This window comes from Vibrio sp. 704 (genome assembly GCF_033339295.1).
Window position 1 is genome coordinate 1 of the sequence record NZ_JAWOUH010000024.1, and the last position, 21,443, is coordinate 21,443.

The following is a 21,443-nucleotide window of genomic DNA, read 5'->3' on the forward strand; positions in this document are numbered from 1 at the left end:
GGAGCGACACACGAGGTTCGAACTCGTGACCTCAACCTTGGCAAGGTTGCGCTCTACCAACTGAGCTAGTGTCGCATCAACAACGTTTCCGCTGTTTAGGGCTGCGAATTATAAGAGCATTTTTTTGTGATGCAAGTCCTTCCTTCAAAAAAACTTTATTTTTTTACTGAACGACGAAAAAGCAATCAAAAGCGATATAAATTACAACAATTTGGATCGCAACCTTAACAGTTAAATCTTGAAAATAGTACCTCGATAGTACTTAAGTTCTGCGATGGACTCACGAATGTCGTCCAAGGCCAAATGTGTTCCCTGTTTTGTGAACCCATTTAGCACCTCAGGTTGCCAGCGACGTGCTAGTTCTTTAAGAGTACTAACGTCAACATATCGGTAATGGAAGAACTCTTCCAGCTCAGGCATATGCTTGTATAAAAAGCGACGATCCTGCCCAATGCTGTTACCACATATTGGCGACGCCCCTTTTGGCACCCATTTTTCTAAAAATTCAATGGTTTGTGCGACTGCGTCTTGTTCTGAGATTTGACTGTTTCGAACGCGCTCAACCAAACCGCTTGCCGTATGCGTATTAGTACACCAGTCGTCCATTTTCGCCAGTTCTTCTTCCGGCTGATGAATCGCTAACACTGGACCTTCAGCCAAAATATTTAGTTCGCTATCCGTGACAATAGAAGCAATTTCGATGATTTTGTGCGTTTCAGGATCAAGCCCTGTCATCTCTAAATCAACCCAAATTAGGTTTTGATCGCTAAAGGACATGGTTACGCCGCCTATTTGTTTATCGATAAAAGAGGTACTATACCTCAAAATACGAGAAACACGATACTCATACACGGAGCCAAGAGTACGGCTCAACCATTTGAGTAAATTCACATAAAGTACAGAATTGTGGCAAAGAAGAAAAAGTTAACCAAAGGTCAGGTGCGACGCGTACGTAGCAACCAACAAAAGCGTTTGAAGAAGCAAGAAGAGTCCATCCAGTGGGATGAAAACATGCTAGGCGCCAGCAAGCAAGGTCTCGTGATCACTCGTTTTGGTCAGCACGCGGACATTGAAGACCTTGAAACAGGCGAAATTCAACGCTGTAACCTCCGCCGTGGTATTGAGTCTCTAGTATCTGGCGATCGTGTTTTATGGCGCGAAGGATTGGAGTCTATGGCGGGCATCTCTGGTGTTGTTGAAGCGGTAGAACCTCGCTCTTCAGTGCTCACTCGTCCAGATTATTACGATGGCCTAAAACCCGTTGCAGCCAATATTGATCAAATGGTCATTGTCTCTTCGGTATTACCAGAGCTATCGCTAAATATTATTGACCGCTATCTCGTTGCATCAGAAACACTGAATATTGCGCCATTGTTGGTCTTAAATAAGGTCGACCTTCTAGAAGCCGATGACCGTGCAATGTATGAAGAATGGCTCAAAGAATATGAACGTATTGGCTATAAAGTGCTTCTGGTCAGCAAGAAGTCTGGAGAAGGCATTGCTGAACTAGAAACCCTGCTGCGTGATCGAATTAATATCTTTGTTGGTCAATCAGGCGTAGGGAAATCCAGCTTAGTCAACGCGTTAATGCCGGAACTAGAGAGCGAAGTGGAAGAAGGCGAAGTCTCTGAGAACTCTGGCTTGGGCCAACACACCACGACGGCTGCACGTTTATACCACATTCCAACGGGTGGCGATTTGATCGACTCACCTGGAGTACGTGAATTTGGTCTTTGGCATTTGGAAGCAGAAGAAGTAACAAAAGCATTCGTTGAATTTCGACCATATTTAGGCGGTTGCAAGTTCCGAGATTGTAAACACAATGATGACCCAGGCTGCCTTCTACGTGAAGCTGTCGAGAACGGGGAAATTAACGAAACTCGCTTTGAAAATTATCATCGTATTTTGGAAAGCATGGTTGAAAACAAAGCAAATCGTCAGTATTCACGTAATAAAAAAGCCGATCTGTAATTGAGTTAAGGCTGTAACTGTGTAAAAAGTCTTCACCTAATACTGACAAGCAAATTAAATTTCAGTAACATCACGCGCCCTAAAGCGCGAATCTAACAGAAGTATCGGAATTAAAGATGGACAAGTTTAAAGTTGGACTGCAGTACTGGATCCCACAACACGGCCTCACTCGCCTAATGGGTAAACTGGCTTCAGCAAAAGCTGGCGGTCTAACAACAGCAGTTATTCGTTGGTTTATCAAACAATACAATGTGAATATGGATGAGGCAAAGCACTCAGATCCTAAGCATTTTAAAACGTTCAACGAGTTTTTCGTTCGTGAGCTAAAAGAAGGCGCACGCCCAATTTCTGAAGGCGAAAACGTCATCACTCATCCAGCCGACGCTTGTGTTAGCCAGTTTGGCCCTATTGAAGATGGTCAACTTATCCAAGCAAAAGGTCATCACTTCTCAGCACAAGAATTGCTGGGCGGTGACGCGAATTTAGCGGACGAATTTAAAGATGGTTCTTTTGCCACATTGTACCTATCTCCGCGCGATTACCACCGTGTACACATGCCATGTGACGGCACTCTGCGCCAAATGATTTACGTACCAGGTGACCTGTTCTCAGTAAACCCTCTGACAGCAGAAAACGTACCGAACCTATTTGCACGTAACGAGCGTGTGGTGTGTATCTTCGATACTGAGTTTGGTCCAATGGCACAGGTGCTTGTTGGTGCGACAATTGTTGGTAGCATTGAGCAAGTATGGGCTGGCACTATCACTCCGCCTCGTGGAAACACTGTCTACAAATGGGATTACCCAGCAGAGGGTGACAAGGCCGTGATCTTGAAAAAAGGCGAAGAGATGGGCCGCTTCAAACTGGGTTCTACTGTTATTAACCTGTTTGCCAAAGACGCGATTGAGTTTGACGCAAGCATGGAAAACGGTAAGCCAACCGTTATGGGCACACCTTACGCCTTGAAAAAATAAGTAAAACACCGTTAAAGAGCCCTTTATTAAGGGCTCTTTTTATTGATAAAAAGCAAAACTCCGTTCGAAATTTAGCCTCTATTTCTCAAACTCATACCTGCCTCTAAGACCCTCATTCCACAATCAATTATCCTGCGCTTAGAATGAATATTTAGAGGGGCAGCCAATGCCAAAGATGAGTGTAAACACGTTGGCGAAATTGCTGGTGTGCTTTTTAATTCCGCTCGGTGTTTTGATGATGCCGATCGATGCTATTCCTATTGACGATCTCACTTTAATTCAGCATCGCCTGTTAGCTATTTTTCTTCTTGCTGCCCTACTTTGGGTTCTCGAGCCGGTTCCCGTTTTTGCTACGTCCATTCTTATTATCGCTCTTGAACTGATCATGATATCGGATAAAGGTTTGCATCTATTTCGCAATCCACCAGCGGGGCATGATTTAGGAGAGTTAATTGCTTACACCGATATTTTCTCGGCCTTCTCTTCACCGATCATTATTCTTTTTATGGGTGGTTTTGCTCTCGCGATTGCGGCTTCCAAATACGAGCTCGACAACAACCTCGCCCGAGTGCTACTAAAACCATTCGGCACACAACCTAAGTTCATCATGCTGGGCTTGATGTTAATTACCGCCGTTTTTTCAATGTTTATGTCCAATACTGCCACGACCGTGATGATGCTAGCCCTGCTTGGCCCCATCGTCGCTTCAGCACCTAAAGGGGATTTAGGGATTAAAGCACTGGTGTTGTGTATTCCAATTGCCGCGAATACAGGCGGCATTGCGACTCCGATAGGCACGCCACCTAATGCGATAGCGCTTCAATATCTCACTGGAGAAAACGCGATAGACTTCCTATCGTGGATGACAATGGGTCTACCATTTGTGTTGGTACAACTCACTGTAGCTTGGTTCTTGTTGCAAAAGCTGTTTCCGTCTAGCGAACCAGAAATGAAACTAAAGCTAGATGGTACATTCAAAAGGAGCTGGCGTGCGATCGTCGTCTACATCACTTTTGCACTAACCATTGTGCTTTGGATGACAACGAAAGTGCATGGCATGAATACATACGTTGTCGCGATTATCCCACTAGCAGTGTTCACGTTAACGGGCATTATGGGAAAAGAAGAGCTCAAGCTGATTAACTGGGATGTTTTATGGCTGGTTGCCGGTGGTATAGCAATTGGTATTGCCTTAGACAAAACGGGCTTAGCCGAAGCATTAGCGCACGCCATTGATTACAGCCTGCTATCACCATTTGCCGTTGTTTTAGCCCTATCGGTAGTGTGCTGGTTAATGGCGAACTTTATGTCTAATACCGCAACGGCAAACTTATTGATGCCTATTGCTGCCGCTATTGGTACATCCATGCCAAGCCTTATTGCGGTTGGTGGCCTACAAGGTTTACTGGTTGTCGTCGCCTTCTCCGCATCACTTGGCATGATCTTACCGGTTTCCACACCACCAAACTCTTTGGCTTATTCAACAGGCCTCATCGAGAGCAAAGACATGGCGAAAGTAGGCCTGATTCTCGGTTTGATTGGTCTACTTATCGTGTATGGCGCAGTTTTGGTACTGTTTTAATCGAAGAGCTCCATGAAAAAGCGTGTTGTCATGGAGCTGCTCTCCAGCTACTGCCCTTACAGAGCGGCTTTTACATCCCATAAATTTCGTGCATATTAAGACTCCTCTACTCTACAAGGACGTCGACACATCATGGGTTACGAATGGCTTGCTTTATGCGCCGCTTTTCTGTGGGCAGTTTCTAGCCTAATTTCGGTCATTCCTGCACAACACCTAGGCGCATTTTCTTACAGCCGCTGGCGTATGGGCTGCACAGCCGTGATCTTATCAACAATGGCTTGGATAACTGGCGGCTGGTTAACGGTTTCTTGGGAACATGTAACGCCAATGATGGCCTCAGGACTGATTGGTATTTTTATTGGCGATACCGCTCTATTCGCGTGTTTGAATCGTATGGGGCCAAGACAAGCCGGGTTACTCTTCTCTTGCCACGCCGTGTTCTCTGCCATCTTGGGCTACTTCTTATTTAGCGAAGTCATGACCACAATAGAACTACTGGGCGCATCATTGGTATTTAGCGGCGTGGTGATGGCGATATTCTTTGGCCGAAGAGGTCAAGTGAATAACGTCTTGGAAGACATTAAAGGTAACATCTGGGTGGGTATTGGACTTGGCTTAACCGCAGCAATGTGCCAAGCATTGGGCGGCATCATCGCCAAGCCAGTAATGCAAACCAGTATTGACCCAGTTGCGGCTTCTGCTATTCGAATGATCAGTGCCTTTTTCGCCCACAGCATGTTGTTAATTCTAGGAGTCAAAGTCGCTCGCTCGACGCAACACATTACTTGGCGCATATTTGGTATTACTGCGCTTAATGGTTTCTTGGCGATGGCCGTCGGCATGACGCTAATCTTATACGCACTGCAAGAAGGAAATGTAGGTATGGTTGCACTTCTATCTTCAACCACGCCAATTATGTTGCTACCACTGCTCTGGATTTACACTAAACGCCGACCAAACCGATTTGCATGGTTGGGCGCAGCCCTAGCTGTGATTGGTGCGGGCATTTTGGTTCAGTAACCTTACAGACCAGCCCTTATTGCCAGATACAAAAAAGCCCGAGTTTAAACTCGGGCTTTTGTCATTCGGAGCCGTTAGTTAACTATTTAACTAGTACTTCACCCGTCATTTCTGCTGGGATTTCTAGACCAGCTAGAGAAAGCATGGTTGGTGCAAGGTCAGACAGTTTACCGCCTTCTTTGAATTCAACCGCTTTGTCACCTACATAGATTAGAGGTACTGGTAGGTTAGTATGAGCAGTGTGGATGCCGCCAGTTTCAGGGTCGATCATCATTTCTGCGTTACCGTGGTCCGCAGTGATCAATAGTTGACCGCCAACTTCTTTGATTGCTTCAACCACTTTACCCACGCTTTCATCTAGAGCTTCGATTGCTTTCTCAGCCGCTTCATAAACGCCAGTGTGACCAACCATATCTGCGTTCGGGTAGTTACAGATGATGGTATCGAACTTACCAGACTTAATAGCCGCAACCATCTTATCTGTTAGTTCTGGAGAGCTCATTTCAGGCTGCATGTCGTACGTTGCAACTTTTGGAGAAGCAACCAATTGACGCTCTTCGCCTTCAAATTCGTTCTCAACACCACCGTTGAAGAAGAAAGTCACGTGTGCGTATTTCTCTGTTTCAGAGATACGTAGCTGAGTTTGACCTTGTTTAGATAGCCACTCACCGTAAGTGTTTTCTAGAGACGCAGGTGGGAATGCGATAGCTAGAGGGATATCAGCCGCGTATTGAGTCAGCATCACAAAGTTGATTGCTGGGAATACTGCACGCTCAAAGCCGTCAAATGCAGGAACGAATGCACGAGTGATTTGACGTGCACGGTCAGCACGGTAGTTCATGAAGATAACCGCATCACCATCTTGCATGATTGCGTCTTCTTGACCTTCTGCTTTGATAGCTGTTGCTTTAACGAATTCGTCGTTTTCTTCACGAGCGTAAGCCGCTTCTAGACCTGCAACTGCCGTTTCTGCTGTGAACTCAGCTTTAGCTTGAGTTAGAAGATCGTAAGCAACTTGGACGCGATCCCAATTGTTGTCACGGTCCATTGCGTAGTAACGACCTACTAGAGAAGCAACGCGGCCTTTACCTAGTTTCGCAAATAGGTCTTGGAAACGTTGTAGTGAGTTTTCAGCACTACGTGGTGGTGTGTCACGGCCGTCTAGGAAGCAGTGTAGGTAGATTTTCTCTGCGCCACGAGCCGCTGCCATTTCAACTGCAGCGTAAATGTGGTCTTCGTGAGAGTGAACACCGCCTGGAGACATCAGGCCCATGATGTGTACTGCTTTTTCAGCTTTCACAGCAGAGTCGATTGCTTCAACTAGCGCAGGCGTTTGTTCGAACTCACCATCAGCAATTGATTTAGTGATACGAGTCAGGTCTTGGTATACAACGCGGCCTGCACCAATGTTAGTGTGACCAACTTCAGAGTTACCCATTTGACCATCAGGAAGGCCAACATCCATGCCTGAAGCAGAGATTAATGTGTGTGGGTTATTCGCAATCAGAGCATCCATTACTGGTGTTTTCGCATTCGCAATTGCGTTACTTGCTGTGTCTTCACGGTAACCGTAACCGTCAAGGATAACTAGAGCCAGTGGCTTCTTAGCTGACATAGTGATGACCTCATCAAATTTAAGTAACTTTTGGCGTAGGGCCTCGCTGCCCTATCTAACCTTGAAACAAAACTAGCGTAATTTTACTACACTTTTTAACCAAAACTGTAGGTTAAGATCAAATAATGTTTGCGATTTATTGTTGCTATCTTACAAGTTAAGCGAACAACGAGTCAGTGCCGACAAACGTGTTCCACAAGCATAGTCATTCCTAATACGCTTTGTACACCCCAGTCTAAGTTCGGTTTTCTTACGCTTCTCATTCTTATTTTTGCACTTGAAACAGTGCTAATTTAAAGCAACATCAAACAAGATGGGTTAATACCTATTGTTCTCTTTTCTCAGTAAAACAGAAGTCACTTAAACCGATAAGTCCAATAGGCAAAAGCAATCAAGCTACCAGAGCGAAATGTACGGATAGTAAGGGCATAACGGGTTTATAGAGATCTCAATTATTCGTTAGAAAATTTTAACCCTCTCGCCTAAGAGCCGTAACCTCGCTATACTCCTGCTTTATTTTTCCGCCAACAGCGTAAGAGCTCAAGACATGCAAGAGTACATTGAATTTTTCCAACAGAACATGATTCTATCTTTGGTTTGGGTAGGTCTTCTTGTCGCCTTTATCATGAACATCGTGAAATCAGCGACAGCCGCATACAAAGAAATCAACGTAAACCAACTGACTCATCTTATGAACCGTGAAAACGGCGTTGTAGTGGATATCCGTACCAAGGACGAGTTCAAAAAAGGTCATATCACCGACTCACTTCACATTTTACCGTCAGACATCAAAGCGGGTAACTTGGGTAGCCTTGAAAACCACAAATCAGACCCAATCATTGTTGTATGTAAGACAGGACAGACCGCTCAAGAAAGCGCAAACCTACTAGTAAAAGCTGGCTTCGAAAACGTGAGCCTACTAAAAAATGGTTTGATTGCGTGGAACGAAGCGAACCTGCCGTTAGTTCGCGGTAAGAAGTAGGAACGTGGCAAGAACGAAAGTTCGCATTTAAACGCGCTTTTACCAAGCCTCGCGGACAAAAAACTGAGCAAATTGAAAGCAGTTGGAGCACTAAGTTGTGACGCTTTGCACGTAATACACGCTTCATCTAGTCAAGGTAGATTGGCTCAGTTAGTCTCAGGACATACCAGTTTTCTGAGCTTAGACGTTTCTAGGCTCAACAAATATTGATTTAAGGATTAAAAAATGGCTGAAGCAGCACCTCAAGACGCACAACAAAACTTCGCAATTCAACGCATCTTCCTAAAAGACGTTTCTTTTGAAGCGCCGAACTCTCCAGTAATTTTCCAGAAAGAGTGGAACCCAGACGTTAAACTAGACCTAGACACTCAAAGCCGTGAGCTTGGTGAAGGCGTTTACGAAGTGGTTCTACGCCTAACCGTTACTGTGAAGAACGAAGAAGAGACTGCGTTCCTATGTGAAGTTCAACAAGGTGGTATCTTCACTGCTGAACAAATGGAAGCTGGTCAACTTGCACATTGCCTAGGCGCATTCTGCCCGAACATCCTATTCCCATACGCTCGTGAAACTATCTCAAGCCTAGTCGTTAAAGGTACGTTCCCTCAACTGAACCTAGCGCCAGTAAACTTTGACGCGCTATTCATGAACTACCTACAACAGCAAGCTCAACAAGGCGAAGCTGAAGCGTAATTCACGTTTTATAAGTGACGAATAGCCACAGTGCTGACGTCACCGACTCAAATAAAATGCACAGAGCGTCTACCATTCGATGCAATGTGCATTTTTTATTTCTGACAAAAGTTCCTAGTTCCTAATCGCCAGAAGGCGTAAAATTTGACGATTAGGAACTAGATTCTACTAGTAGCAAGACAATTAGGCGGTAGCATGACACAAGCAAATACAAACAATGCTTACGGTAAAGACATCGCAATGACTGTGATTGGCGCAGGCTCATACGGCACCTCTTTGGCAATCTCACTCGCTCGTAACGGCGCGAACGTTGTCCTTTGGGGACACGAGCCAGAGCACATGGCTCGCCTAGAAGCAGACCGAGCTAACCATGCCTTCTTACCAGGTGTTGATTTCCCTGAAAGCTTGATCATTGAATCGGATTTAGAAAAAGCCGTTCAAGCAAGCCGAGATTTGTTGGTTGTGGTTCCAAGCCATGTCTTTGGCATCGTGCTAAACAGCTGTAAACCATTCTTGCGCGAAGACTCTCGCATCTGTTGGGCAACCAAAGGGCTTGAACCTGAAACGGGGCGCCTACTGAAAGACGTTGCTTATGACATTATCGGTGAAAACTACTCACTAGCAGTATTGTCTGGCCCAACGTTTGCGAAAGAGCTCGCAATGGGTATGCCGACTGCAATTTCAGTTGCGTCTCCAGATTCTGAATTTGTTGCGGATCTACAAGAAAAAATCCACTGTAGCAAAACCTTCCGCGTATATGCCAATAGTGACTTTATTGGTATGCAATTGGGCGGCGCTGTGAAAAACGTTATTGCGATTGGTGCGGGTATGTCTGATGGTATCGGTTTTGGCGCCAACGCCCGTACTGCATTAATTACTCGTGGCTTGGCTGAAATGAGTCGCCTTGGTGCTGCGCTAGGTGCACAGCCAGAAACCTTTATGGGCATGGCGGGTTTAGGCGATCTTGTCCTGACATGTACCGATAACCAATCACGTAACCGACGCTTTGGCTTGGCATTAGGCCAAGGTAAAGACGTTGATACGGCTCAAGAAGAAATTGGCCAAGTGGTTGAGGGTTACCGCAATACAAAAGAAGTATGGCTACTTTCTCAACGTATGGGTGTTGAGATGCCGATAGTTGATCAAATTTATCAAGTATTGTATCAAGGAAAAGATGCGCGCTTAGCAGCGCAAGATTTACTTGCTCGTGACAAAAAAGCCGAAGGAAAGTAGCAATCTACCGCCCTTTGCAGCTCATCTGAGAAAAATTGAAGTTGTCGGGTCACGGAAGAACCACTCTGGATATTGAGAATGAAACACTGCGAAAAACAAAAAGTCTGGAACAAAATTGTCTCAGAAGCCCGTGAAATGTCAGAACAAGAGCCTATGCTGGCAAGCTTCTATCATGCCACCATTATCAAGCATGAAAGTTTATGTGCCGCTCTGAGTTATATTCTGGCTAACAAATTGAACACCGCTTCCATGCCAGCGATGGCTGTGCGTGAAGTGGTTGAAGAAGCCTTTGCGGCTGATCCAACCATCACTGACGGTGCGGCTTGTGATATTTGTGCCACGGTCAATCGCGACCCTGCTGTTTCAATGTACTCAATGCCATTGCTGTACCTAAAAGGCTATCACGCACTGCAAGGCTACCGAGTAGCAAACTGGCTGTGGAAGCAAGGTCGTCACGCTCTTGCGACTTACCTACAAAATCAGATTTCGGTAGCATGTCAGGTCGATATCCACCCTGCAGCGCGCATTGGTAGTGGCATCATGCTCGACCATGCAACAGGCATCGTGATTGGTGAAACTGCCGTGGTCGAAAACGACGTGTCTATACTGCAAGATGTCACCCTTGGTGGTACTGGTAAAGAATGCGGTGATCGTCACCCGAAAATTCGTGAGGGTGTGATGATCGGAGCTGGTGCAAAGATTCTTGGCAATATCGAAGTCGGTGAAGGCGCGAAAATCGGATCTTGCTCTGTGGTATTGCAAGCCGTGCCTCCTCACACAACGGTGGCTGGCGTGCCTGCAAAAATCGTCGGACGTCCAAAAACGGACAAACCCTCTCTCGATATGGATCAAGGCTTTAACGGCAAGTCGCAAAGCTTTATCCATGGAGATGGTATTTAATCGTCAACAAACCTTTTTGACAACAACGTGGTAGGTAACTCTCAAGTGCGAAAACAAAATCACCCTGTTCTACGCTCGGCTATTTTATTAACTTGTGCTTTATCTGCCACTTATCCCATTACCTCCTCTGCTGTGAGTCAGCAAGAGCTCAAAGGCGTATCCAGTGAGATAAGCCGTCAGCGCAAATCGCTCTCTTCCCAAGAAAAGCAGCTCAATGAGTTACAGAAATCACTAAAAGATCAAGAGCTTGGTATTTCTAAGCTTGAGCGTGAAATACGACAAACCAAGTCTAACCTCGCACAAGCAGACAAAAACATAGAAAACCTGGAAGAGAAAATTGCCTTGCAAGAAGCACAGCGTCAAGAGCAAGAAGAAGAACTCAAACAGCTGCTGCAAACGTATTACGTAACCGAGCGAGCGAAGGCCAATGGTCACTTGTTAAATCAAGGTGTGGAAGAAGACCGCATGAGCCAATACTTCCAGCATTTAGCTAAAGCACGTGCTGAAGTGATTGATGCGATCACCAAAATAACCCAAGAATTAGCGCACAACAAAAACCAGCTCGAGCTAGAAAAAAAGCAAATCGAGACTCTGCTCAAGCAGCAATCCGAAAAACGTACAGCGCTAGCGAGTACACAATCCAAGCGTAAGCAAACCCTGAATAAAATTCAGAGCAGTATCAAGAATGACAAACGCTACTTAGCAGAGCTGCAACGCAACGAAACCCGTTTAAAAGCAGAGATCGCCAAAGCAGCGAAGCGTAATGCGGTGCCAATGGACGGACTCGGCAAACAGCGCGGTAAGTTGCCTTGGCCACTAAAAGGCAGTGTGTTACACAACTTTGGTACGCGACAAACCGGGCAGGTAAACTGGAAGGGCATGGTGCTGTCTGCCAACTATGGTCAACAAGTGAAAGCCGTTTATCCTGGTACTGTCGTATTTGCGGAGTATCTGCGCGGATACGGTTTAGTGGTACTGCTCGACCACGGCAAAGGTGACATGACCCTCTATGGTTACAACCAAGCCTTAACTAAAAAAGAAGGCGACCGAGTCACCGCCGGCGAAGTGATTGCTCTCGCGGGTGATACGGGCGGTCAAGACAGGCCATCGCTGTACTTCGAAATTCGTCGTAATAGTGAAGCGCAGAATCCGAAATCTTGGTTAAAGCGCTAATTATCTGACTTATTGACTTGTCATAAAAAAGGAGCCACTCGGCTCCTTTTTTGTATTCATATTTTGGAAAATACTATGCGTAGTAGGTTTCTACCGCATCAATAAAAGCATTCACATCATCTTTGCTTAACGCGTTGATTCCTGCCGCCGCCTCTCGCCCCCCACCTGTCGGGAACTGACCACACACGGCCACGGCACCTTGTTTATTGTTTAACGGGGCACGGAGTGAAACCGTATAAGTCCCATCTGCATTTTCAGTAAGTACCGCATGCGCAGAGTCAGGGTTTTGGTTTGCCAGCCAGTTGCCATAAACACCACTGATTCGGCGTGATGCCGCCGTGTTTGGTAACTCAAACAACTTCAGCTTACCGCTCTCATGCATGGCAGGCACTGCGAGAGCCGCCTCCATGTCTTGTTGGTAAGCCGATTGCAATTGGTAGTATGGCGAGGCCTTATCTTCAATAGCTTCAAATGGCGACGTGTACTTCAGCAAAGCTCGGTACAGCTCCGCAGGATGAAAGTGTAAATCTTCGACCTTCGATCCGTAGCCGTTGTAGTTAATTAAAGTACCCAGCTCTTTTAGCTGCTCTTTCTGTTGCTGCGACAAGCCCGCGTTATTCGCTAACTCATCGGCTTTAGCAATCATGTTATCGCCATAAGCCGCCGTAATCGCCCAGTCATGAAAACGCCCATCAAGCAACTTATCGACAATCAACGCCGTGCACATGTTGGCATCGAGATCGATGTGCGCATCCAAATTACCATGCTGAGGAATGTCGCCCGCTTTGTGATGATCGGCGTAAAAGACGTGCGCGCCTTGAGCCAAAGCTTGCTCTAGACCTGCCATGTTCTTTTCCATCGAAATGTCTAACACAGTCAGCTCATCACCCGCTTGCACGTCTACTTTTTCCACCAGCTTGATGTCGCGCTTTACACCGGTTATTAACTGGGCATCGACAGGATCAGCCAAACGCAATTGTAGAAGAGCAATGATGCCATCAGCATCACCATTAAAAATGTCGTAATTCATGGGGCGATAGTTCCTTTATCGAGAATCTTATCCCTGCAAGGGTTTTTAGCGTATGGGACTATTGTGCGTGGCATATTTGACAAGTCAACTCGAGCCACGACTCGAAAATGAGAGTGACTCTCGAAATATTAAGCAGTTTGACGTTTAACTGTGTAGATTGCTAACCGCATCTTCTAATAACAGTAGCTGCTCTAAGCCCTGCTCAGTTGCTAATGGCTTAACGACATTAAGCATCTGCAACATCCCTTGCTTCACCATTTGCTCGGTAATGTTGGTTTTTGAAGCCATCGCGGATTGATACGCCAACCAACTACACGCAATCAAGTGCAATGTACATACCAATGACTTCAACTGTTGTTGATCGACTTTCAACAGCTTCATCGTTACGAACTCTTGCATAATAGCAATGAGGTTCGCTTGCAGCTTCTCTTGCACATCGATGTACTGTTCGTGTAGCTGTTCATCTCGTGACAGGATTTCTGGTAAGTTTGCGTAGAAAAAGCGGTATTTCCACATCAAGGTAAAAATAGAGTCTAGGTAGCTCTTCAGCATAGTAAGGCTCTCTTGCGAACCTTGAATAGGGGTAAATCTTTCTAAAAGTTCTGCTGAATAAAGCGCAAAGATCTCACGAACGATTTCTTGCTTATTGCGGAAGTGGTAATACAGATTACCAGGGCTAATTTCGATGTGATCGGCAATGTGATTGGTGGTGATGTTTCGCTCACCATGTTGGTTGAACAACTCCAGTGCCGCGTAGACGATTTTGTCGCGCGTTTTCATTGTTATCGTGTTCCCTCTTCATTAACGAATCGAGTATAGCGACTTCACCAACCTAGGTCGATAGAGGCTCCAAATACGGTAACATAACAGACCAGTTAAGATGCCAGTTGAGTTGGCGACAAGGTCTAACCAAGAAGTTTGTCGCCCTACATACCCTTGCAACCACTCAATAACGGCGCTGAATAGCAAAATACCAATCGCCACCGCCCAACGTTGACGCCAACGCCACACGCAAAAGCAACCTAAAAACGCAAAGCCGCTATACGCCATAGCGTGCTGCATTTTGTCGAGATACGCGATATTGCCCCAGTCTTGCAGTTCACCTGAACTCAGAGATAAAAAAGCGATCAATATGGCGTAGCTAAAGATGACGAAACGTGCAGCCGTCAGGTTCATTGGACGTCCTTATGCAATTGGAAATGGAAAGGCCGTCACTTGATCAATGTGGTCACAGCCTAGCGCCAGCATGATCAAACGATCGATACCCAACGCGACCCCTGCACAATCTGGCAACCCTGCTTCCAGTGCAGAGATCAGATGATAATCGATCGGCTGTGGTTTTAAACCCATTTCGATACGCTTTGCGTTATCTTGTTCAAAGCGCGCTAATTGCTCTTTCGGGTTATCCAGTTCATGAAATCCGTTCGCCAGCTCTATCCCCTTAAAGTACACTTCAAAACGATCCGCGACGCGATGATCTTGAGGATTGATTTTCGCAAGCGCCGCCTGTGATGCAGGGAAGTCGTACACAAAAGCCGGCACGTCCTGACCAATTTTGTTTTCTACTCCCACGCTAAATAGTAGTTGCAGCAGCGTATCGCGATCTTCTTCTGGCTCAGCAATGTCACTCAAACCCAGCTTGCTTGCCGCCGCTTTCAGCTCAGTCATCGAGCCTTCCAGTGGACACACACCCAACACATCAATGAAGGCTTGCTGATACGTCATGCGCTGCGCTGCGCCACACTTCAATACCAGCTGCAACAGGTCATCCATTTCATCCATCAATTTATGATGGTCAAAGCCAACGCGATACCACTCCAACATCGTGAATTCAGGGTTGTGGTAGCGACCATTCTCTTCATTACGAAATGCTTTGTTGATTTGATAAATACAACCGCTGCCCGCAGCCAAAAGGCGCTTCATATGGAATTCTGGGCTGGTCATAAAAAACAGCTTACTGCCATCGGCATAGCCTGGGCCAACAAACTCGGTTTGGAAAGTATGCAAATGGATGTCAGTCACGGTTGCGTGACTCATGGCTGGCGTATCGACTTCCATCACCTGTCGGTCAGCGAAGAATTGTCGAATCGACGCGATTAACGTCGCACGTTGACGAAGTTGGTCAATGGAAGCAGTAGGTTGCCAGTTGGTTTGCATAACAAGTCTCTCAAACTTTAATTCAGCGAGGAAAGTCTCATTCTACATGCTTTTTCCTCTTCAAGAAGAGAGGAATATCCCTTCTTCTTTTTACTAATGTGCTCGCAAATTTGAGGCAAGCATTACTCGTGCCGCAGAACAAAAAACACTCAGTTAAAATCCTATTATCCATGCGGTTAATGTCACGCAACACGGGTTTAACATCCCTAATGTTAATGCTTGAGGGCCAAAACCTCGATGCCGTGATAGCAGTCACATAACCTATAAATTCTATGCCCTTAAGTGCATTACCGAAGCAAAAACCCAATTACATCAATTTTTCTGCCATGTGGCTCATCTACACTAACCCTACTACTTTTGGGGAGTTCTTTTTAAGGAGCGCCTCGTAATGACAATAACAAGCGGATTTCCGCAATCACACACTGGAGGATAACTGTGCAAATTATCACCACAGATATCGCAGTCATCGGCGCAGGCGGCGCTGGTCTTCGTACTGCTATTGCAGCGGCTGAAGCAAACCCAGACTTAGAAGTCGCTCTGATTTCTAAAGTTTATCCAATGCGCTCCCACACGGTCGCTGCAGAGGGTGGCTCAGCAGCAGTTATCAAGGATGAAGATAGCTTAGACAACCACTTCAACGACACTGTTGGTGGTGGTGACTGGCTATGTGAACAGGATGTTGTTGAATACTTTGTAGAGAACGCGACTCGCGAAATGATCCAAATGGAGCAATGGGGTTGCCCATGGAGTCGTAAAGAGAACGGTGAAGTCAACGTACGCCGCTTTGGTGGTATGAAGGTTGAACGTACTTGGTTCGCTGCAGACAAAACTGGCTTCCACATGCTTCATACGCTATTCCAGACATCAATGAAGTACAGCAACATCAAACGTTTTGATGAGTACTTTGTGGTGGATCTGCTTGTTGATGAAGGCGAAGTTCAAGGTCTGATTGCTATTCACATGTCTGAAGGCGAGCTTGTTACTATCAAAGCAAAATCTGTTGTTCTAGCAACAGGTGGCGCGGGCCGTGTTTACCACTGTAACACCAACGGCGGTATCGTAACGGGCGATGGTATGGCAATGGCTTACCGTCACGGCGTTCCTCTACGTGATATGGAATTCGTTCAATACCACCCAACCGGTCTTCCAGGCACAGGTATCCTGATGACGGAAGGTTGTCGTGGTGAAGGCGGTATCATCGTTAACAAGAATGGCTACCGTTACCTACAAGATTACGGCATGGGCCCTGAAACTCCAGTTGGCCAACCGAAGAACAAATACATGGAACTGGGTCCTCGTGACAAAGTTTCTCAAGCTTTCTGGCACGAACAACAGAAAGGCAACACCATCAAACACCCACTGGGTGACGTGGTGCACCTAGACCTTCGCCACCTTGGTGAAGAGTACCTACAAGAGCGTCTACCGTTCATCTGTGAGCTAGCAAAAGCTTACGTAAACGTAGACCCAGCAAAAGAGCCGATTCCAATTCGTCCAACCGTTCACTACACCATGGGTGGTATTGAAACGGACGGCGGCTGTGAAACTCGCATTAAAGGCCTATTCGCGGTTGGTGAATGTGCATCTGTTGGCCTTCACGGTGCGAACCGTCTAGGTTCTAACTCACTGGCTGAATTCGTGGTATTTGGCCGCGTAGCTGGTGAAAACGCAGTGAAACGTGCGGCAGAATTCAAAGGCTGGAACGACGCGGCAATTGACGCGCAAGTAAAAGCAGTTGAAGAACGCATCGCGAAACTGATGAACCAAGAAGGCGACGAAAACTGGGCAGAGATCCGCACAGAAATGGGTCACACCATGGAAGCGGGCTGTGGTATCTACCGCCAAGAAGATTTGATGCAAGCGACTATCGACAAAATCACTGAGTTGAAAGAACGCTACAAACGCATCAGCATCAAAGACAAAGGTAAAGTGTTCAACACAGACCTTCTATACGCAATCGAAGTGGGTTACGGCCTAGAAGTCGCAGAAGCGATGGTTCACTCTGCGATTCTACGTAAAGAATCGCGCGGCGCGCACCAGCGTCTAGACGACGGTTGTACAGAACGTGATGACGTGAACTTCCTAAAACACTCACTTGCTTTCTACAAGCCAGAGTCAGCACCAAGTATCGATTACAGCAATGTGACCATCACTAAGTCACAACCAAAAGCTCGTCTATACGGTGAAGCAGCAGAAAAAGCAGCGGCTGAAGAGAAGAACGCAGAGGAGCAAGCATAATGTCAGCAAATCGCATTCAAAAAGTAGACATCCTGCGTTACGACCCAGAAAAAGATGCAGAACCATACAAGCAAACATTCGAAGTCCCATTCGATGAAACCATGTCTGTACTTGACGCACTTGGTTACATCAAAGACCACCTAGACAAAGATCTGTCTTACCGTTGGTCTTGCCGTATGGCGATCTGTGGTTCTTGCGGCATCATGGTGAACAACGTACCGAAACTTGCTTGTAAGAGCTTCCTACGTGACTACCCAGACGGTGTGGCTATCGAGCCTCTAGCGAACTTCCCAATCGAGAAAGACTTGATTGTTGATATGACGCCATTCATCGAGCGCCTAGAAGCAATCAAACCATACATCATTGGTAACGATCGTAAACCAGAAGACGGTACGAACTTGCAAACGCCAGAACAGATGGCGAAATACAAGCAGTTCGCTGGCTGTATCAACTGTGGTCTGTGCTATGCCGCATGTCCTCAGTTTGGTCTTAACCCAGAGTTCATCGGTCCTGCTGCACTAACGCTAGCCCACCGCTACAACCTAGACAGCCGTGACAACGGTAAAGATGAGCGCATGAAGCTTATCAACGGTGAAAACGGTGCTTGGGGTTGTACGTTTGTTGGTTACTGTTCTGAAGTTTGTCCGAAGAACGTTGACCCAGCAGCGGCAGTAAACCAAGGCAAAGTGGAGTCTTCTATGGACTTCGTGATTGCTATGTTGAAACCTGATGGTTCACCAAAGAAAGTGGAGGCATAAGGATGAGCAATCGTAAACCTTACGTTCGTGAAGTTAAACGCACTTGGTGGAAGAACCATCCTTTCTACCGCTTCTACATGCTACGTGAAGCGACGGTGCTTCCGTTAATCCTATTCACTCTGTTCCTAACTTTCGGTTTAGGTTGCTTGGTGAAAGGTCCTGAAGCATGGCAAGGTTGGTTAGCGTTCATGGCGAACCCAATCGTCGTCGCAATCAACATCGTTGCACTACTCGGTAGCCTATTCCACGCTCAAACTTTCTTCAGCATGATGCCACAAGTAATGCCAATTCGTTTGAAGGGCAAACCAGTGGACAAGAAGATCATCGTATTGACTCAGTGGGCCGCTGTTGCGTTCATCTCACTGATCGTTCTCATCGTGGTGTAAGGAGCTGAGCAATGAAACCGAATTATAGTGTAAACACATCACCAAAACGTTCTGATGAGCCAATCTGGTGGGGTCTGTTTGGCGCAGGTGGTACTTGGTTCGCGATGATCACGCCAATCACGGTATTGGTGCTGGGCATCTTGGTCCCACTAGGCGTGATTGATGCAGAAGCGATGAGCTACGAGCGTGTCTCTGCATTCGCAACCAGCATCATCGGTGCGCTATTCATCATTGGCACGCTAGCATTGCCAATGTGGCATGCAATGCACCGTGTACACCACGGCATGCACGACCTTAAATTCCACACTGGTGTGATTGGTAAAATTGCATGCTATGCATTTGCAGGCCTCATCACTGCACTAGCAGTTATCTTTATCTTCATGATTTAAGAGACTGACCAAAAAAGAAAAAGCTGGCTAAATGCCAGCTTTTTTATTGCTTTGGGTTACCCATGATCTTTTTGCTTTTTAAGCTTTTGACCACCCATGATCTTATTGCTGTGCGACCTTCTTTGTCTGGTCCATAAGACCCAGAGCACCAAAGCCAGTAATCACATCTAGGTTTGTTTTCAAGCCCGTTTCGTCACTTCCACCAATGTAATTTTGTGGCATCTGAACTTGGAAGTTTTGCAAATTGTTGTACAGCGAGTTCGCTACGTCTCGATTCAATTCTGCCAAGTAAACTTCACGGTTTGCTCCTAACGCTGCATACTTACCTTTTAGGACTTCAGATTCTGCGCGACCTTTCGCTAATATCGCTTTCGCTTCAAACTCAGCAGAAAGTGCGTTCGCTTTTTGAATCGCTAAGTTAGCCTCTGCGATAGCTAGCTCTTTCTCCTTCTCGACTTCAGCAAGTCGTTTGGTCTTTTCCACTTCAACGATTTCACGCTCTGCAATCTGACGTGCAACTTCCACTTCTTTTTGCTGAGCAATAATTGCGAGTTCTTTACCACGCTGGGCGTCTTGCACCTCACGTGTTCGTTGAATCTCTTTGCGTAACTGCTCGGTCTCTGCCTGTGCTTTCGACGTTTCTTGTTCCTGAATCGCGCGAATACGATCCGCCACTAAACGCTTTTTATCTGCCAATAGCTGATCTAATTGCTTTTCTGGCTGCGGGTCACCAATGGTCACCTGCGTCACTTGAATACCGTATTGTTGTAACGGATTGTCTTGACGAATCGGTTGCCCGGTTTTGTCTACGACAGGTACGGTTTTCCAAACCAGTTGATTGGTGCGCTGTAATTGGTTCGGATTAGCTTGATTCGCCCCAACAGGCGCAAGATCCAACTCTTCCACTTCAACCTGACGTCGCTCTGTTAGATAAATCCCCTCTCGTAACTGATCGCCAAGTTTCGATTTGAACTGGTTCAAACCACCTTGGAAAAACTCTTCACCCGTGTATTGGGTTGCGGTAATCACCGTTACGTTACGTGCGTTCTTTACAAGCAGCGCATCGATCAAGTTACTGTTGTTGCGGAACTCTTTATGCATCTTCTTCACCGCTTCAGGGTCATTACTGAGCTTAAAGCGGAATGTTACGGGGATCTGACCAATATAGGTGTCGGCAAATCGAACCTGAATCGCATCAAGACGTTGATAAAAATCTTCGCCCTTGCTGTTACCGAATGACACGGTGATCACTTGGTCATACTTGGTGATTTTGGACAGAAATGGCATACGAAAATGAATGCCAGGTTCAGTAAACACATCCAACTCACCAGTAATATTATTCTGATGCACGTAGCTGTAACCCGCATCGGTCATCAGCACCGAGCTATTAATCGTTAAGCCTATTGCCAACAGCGGTACGCCAAATACGGCTGCTTTTAATCCTTTATGTAGTAACTGACGTCTTTCTTCCACCTTTAAACCCCTTCCTAAACCTCTGCTTTCCATTTTGTTCTCCTTTTTGGATTGTTACTGAGTTAAATCGATAAAAATCAGATTGCTATGCAACTCAGCAACAAGTACTAATGTATCAAAATGTTACATTAAGGAATAATCGACAGATTCATGGAATAAATAAGATTTTTACGAATAATACAAAATCATCAAAAATTTGCGGAGGATATCGATGTTTTACGCAGAGGGATTAAAAGAGAAGAATCACAGGCAATAAAAAAGGCCGCCGAAGCGACCTTTCTAACAATCATATAAAGTGCTTACTTCACACGACCTACGTATTCAGCAGTACGAGTATCTACGCGAATCACTTCACCAATTGAGATGAACAGAGGAACACGAACAACAGCGCCAGTTGATAGCGTCGCTGGTTTACCGCCAGTACCTTGAGTATCACCTTTCAGGCCTGGGTCTGTGTCTACAACTTCTAGCTCAACGAAGTTTGGTGGAGTAACAGTAATTGGGTTACCGTTCCAAAGAGTGATCATACAAGTGTTGTTTTCTACCAACCACTTAGCGTTTTCACCTACCGCTTTTGCATCCGCTGCGATCTGTTCAAACGTTTCACTGTTCATAAAGTGGTAGAATTCGCCGTCTGAATATAGATAATCTAGGTCGATATCCATTACGTCTGCCACTTCACAAGTGTCACCAGACTTGAATGTTTTCTCTAGCACTTTACCAGAAAGAAGTTTACGAATTTTAACACGGTTGAACGCTTGGCCTTTACCTGGTTTAACGTATTCGTTTTCCAGAATTACACAAGGCTCGTTATCAAGCATTAACTTAAGACCGCCTTTAAATTCATTGGTGCTAACTGTAGCCATTTTTTCCTC

The 21,443-nt window shown here is 46.0% G+C and carries 21 protein-coding genes and 1 tRNA gene; 13 read left to right on the forward strand and 9 right to left on the reverse strand.

The window, feature by feature from the left end; all coding sequences use genetic code 11:
* Positions 1–2 precede the first annotated feature (2 nt).
* Together R7R24_RS21465 and orn are read right to left on the reverse strand one after the other, a co-directional pair.
* Positions 3–75, reverse strand: a tRNA-Gly gene (locus R7R24_RS21465).
* Between the two features lie 156 nt (positions 76–231).
* Positions 232–777: an oligoribonuclease gene (gene orn / locus R7R24_RS21470; RefSeq protein ID WP_017635574.1), complete on the reverse strand. Its 546-nt coding sequence runs from the start codon at positions 775–777 to the stop codon at positions 232–234.
* Positions 778–906: 129 nt separating this feature from the next.
* Between orn and rsgA the strand changes: the two genes are divergently transcribed.
* The 4 genes from rsgA (at position 907) to R7R24_RS21490 (ending at position 5,547) form a co-directional block, all read left to right on the forward strand.
* Entirely contained in the window at positions 907–1,971 is a 1,065-nt protein-coding gene (gene rsgA / locus R7R24_RS21475; protein WP_025768798.1) for a small ribosomal subunit biogenesis GTPase RsgA, read from the forward strand.
* A 116-nt stretch (positions 1,972–2,087) separates the two neighbouring features.
* Positions 2,088–2,945 carry an archaetidylserine decarboxylase gene (gene asd, locus R7R24_RS21480; protein ID WP_005381465.1) on the forward strand — a complete coding sequence of 286 codons (858 nt, stop codon included), beginning with the start codon at positions 2,088–2,090 and terminating at the stop codon, positions 2,943–2,945.
* Between the two features lie 166 nt (positions 2,946–3,111).
* On the forward strand, positions 3,112–4,527 hold the full coding sequence (locus R7R24_RS21485; protein ID WP_025768799.1) for an SLC13 family permease: 1,416 nt from the start codon (positions 3,112–3,114) through the stop codon (positions 4,525–4,527).
* A gap of 132 nt (positions 4,528–4,659) precedes the next feature.
* Positions 4,660–5,547: a DMT family transporter gene (locus R7R24_RS21490; protein ID WP_005386417.1), complete on the forward strand. Its 888-nt coding sequence runs from the start codon at positions 4,660–4,662 to the stop codon at positions 5,545–5,547.
* Positions 5,548–5,629: 82 nt separating this feature from the next.
* On the opposite strand, the gene gpmM is transcribed toward R7R24_RS21490, so the two are convergent.
* Positions 5,630–7,162 (reverse strand): 2,3-bisphosphoglycerate-independent phosphoglycerate mutase, encoded by a 1,533-nt coding sequence (gene gpmM / locus R7R24_RS21495; RefSeq protein ID WP_005381471.1) that lies wholly within the window; start codon positions 7,160–7,162, stop codon positions 5,630–5,632.
* A 547-nt stretch (positions 7,163–7,709) separates the two neighbouring features.
* Between gpmM and R7R24_RS21500 the strand changes: the two genes are divergently transcribed.
* From R7R24_RS21500 to R7R24_RS21520, 5 genes are all read left to right on the forward strand, one after another.
* On the forward strand, positions 7,710–8,144 hold the full coding sequence (locus tag R7R24_RS21500; protein WP_005386415.1) for a rhodanese-like domain-containing protein: 435 nt from the start codon (positions 7,710–7,712) through the stop codon (positions 8,142–8,144).
* Between the two features lie 225 nt (positions 8,145–8,369).
* Positions 8,370–8,834: a protein-export chaperone SecB gene (secB, locus tag R7R24_RS21505; protein WP_005386410.1), complete on the forward strand. Its 465-nt coding sequence runs from the start codon at positions 8,370–8,372 to the stop codon at positions 8,832–8,834.
* A gap of 195 nt (positions 8,835–9,029) precedes the next feature.
* On the forward strand, positions 9,030–10,067 hold the full coding sequence (gene gpsA, locus R7R24_RS21510; protein ID WP_005381474.1) for an NAD(P)H-dependent glycerol-3-phosphate dehydrogenase: 1,038 nt from the start codon (positions 9,030–9,032) through the stop codon (positions 10,065–10,067).
* Between the two features lie 78 nt (positions 10,068–10,145).
* Positions 10,146–10,967: a serine O-acetyltransferase gene (gene cysE, locus R7R24_RS21515; protein WP_005381475.1), complete on the forward strand. Its 822-nt coding sequence runs from the start codon at positions 10,146–10,148 to the stop codon at positions 10,965–10,967.
* A gap of 27 nt (positions 10,968–10,994) precedes the next feature.
* Positions 10,995–12,140: a murein hydrolase activator EnvC family protein gene (locus tag R7R24_RS21520; RefSeq protein WP_191116270.1), complete on the forward strand. Its 1,146-nt coding sequence runs from the start codon at positions 10,995–10,997 to the stop codon at positions 12,138–12,140.
* A gap of 73 nt (positions 12,141–12,213) precedes the next feature.
* Here the strand turns inward: R7R24_RS21520 and R7R24_RS21525 are convergent, their stop codons facing one another.
* From R7R24_RS21525 to epmA, 4 genes are all read right to left on the reverse strand, one after another.
* Complete coding sequence (locus tag R7R24_RS21525) at positions 12,214–13,170, reverse strand: DHH family phosphoesterase (RefSeq protein WP_191116271.1); 957 nt, start codon at positions 13,168–13,170, stop codon at positions 12,214–12,216.
* Positions 13,171–13,314: 144 nt separating this feature from the next.
* Entirely contained in the window at positions 13,315–13,950 is a 636-nt protein-coding gene (locus tag R7R24_RS21530; protein WP_042523716.1) for a TetR/AcrR family transcriptional regulator, read from the reverse strand.
* Positions 13,951–13,971: 21 nt separating this feature from the next.
* Positions 13,972–14,346: a VanZ family protein gene (locus R7R24_RS21535; RefSeq protein WP_005381482.1), complete on the reverse strand. Its 375-nt coding sequence runs from the start codon at positions 14,344–14,346 to the stop codon at positions 13,972–13,974.
* A 9-nt stretch (positions 14,347–14,355) separates the two neighbouring features.
* Complete coding sequence (gene epmA, locus R7R24_RS21540; RefSeq protein WP_005381485.1) at positions 14,356–15,327, reverse strand: elongation factor P--(R)-beta-lysine ligase; 972 nt, start codon at positions 15,325–15,327, stop codon at positions 14,356–14,358.
* Between the two features lie 435 nt (positions 15,328–15,762).
* Here epmA and frdA point away from each other — a divergent pair, with 435 nt between their 5' ends.
* The 4 genes from frdA to frdD are packed head-to-tail and all read left to right on the forward strand — an operon-like array spanning position 15,763 to position 19,095.
* Positions 15,763–17,562, forward strand: coding sequence for a fumarate reductase (quinol) flavoprotein subunit (gene frdA, locus R7R24_RS21545; protein ID WP_005381487.1), 1,800 nt, complete (start codon positions 15,763–15,765; stop codon positions 17,560–17,562).
* Positions 17,562–18,320 carry a succinate dehydrogenase/fumarate reductase iron-sulfur subunit gene (locus tag R7R24_RS21550; protein ID WP_053307393.1) on the forward strand — a complete coding sequence of 253 codons (759 nt, stop codon included), beginning with the start codon at positions 17,562–17,564 and terminating at the stop codon, positions 18,318–18,320. Before frdA ends, R7R24_RS21550 begins: the two co-directional genes overlap by 1 nt.
* A 2-nt stretch (positions 18,321–18,322) precedes the next feature.
* Complete coding sequence (gene frdC, locus R7R24_RS21555) at positions 18,323–18,706, forward strand: fumarate reductase subunit FrdC (protein WP_005381491.1); 384 nt, start codon at positions 18,323–18,325, stop codon at positions 18,704–18,706.
* 11 nt (positions 18,707–18,717) lie between these two features.
* Positions 18,718–19,095: a fumarate reductase subunit FrdD gene (gene frdD / locus R7R24_RS21560; protein WP_005381493.1), complete on the forward strand. Its 378-nt coding sequence runs from the start codon at positions 18,718–18,720 to the stop codon at positions 19,093–19,095.
* 102 nt (positions 19,096–19,197) lie between these two features.
* Here frdD and R7R24_RS21565 read toward each other — a convergent pair whose 3' ends face one another.
* Together R7R24_RS21565 and efp are read right to left on the reverse strand one after the other, a co-directional pair.
* Complete coding sequence (locus tag R7R24_RS21565) at positions 19,198–20,601, reverse strand: SPFH domain-containing protein (protein ID WP_005386397.1); 1,404 nt, start codon at positions 20,599–20,601, stop codon at positions 19,198–19,200.
* A 266-nt stretch (positions 20,602–20,867) separates the two neighbouring features.
* Positions 20,868–21,434, reverse strand: a complete 567-nt coding sequence (efp, locus tag R7R24_RS21570; RefSeq protein ID WP_005381500.1) for an elongation factor P — start codon at positions 21,432–21,434, stop codon at positions 20,868–20,870.
* Positions 21,435–21,443: the final 9 nt, after the last annotated feature.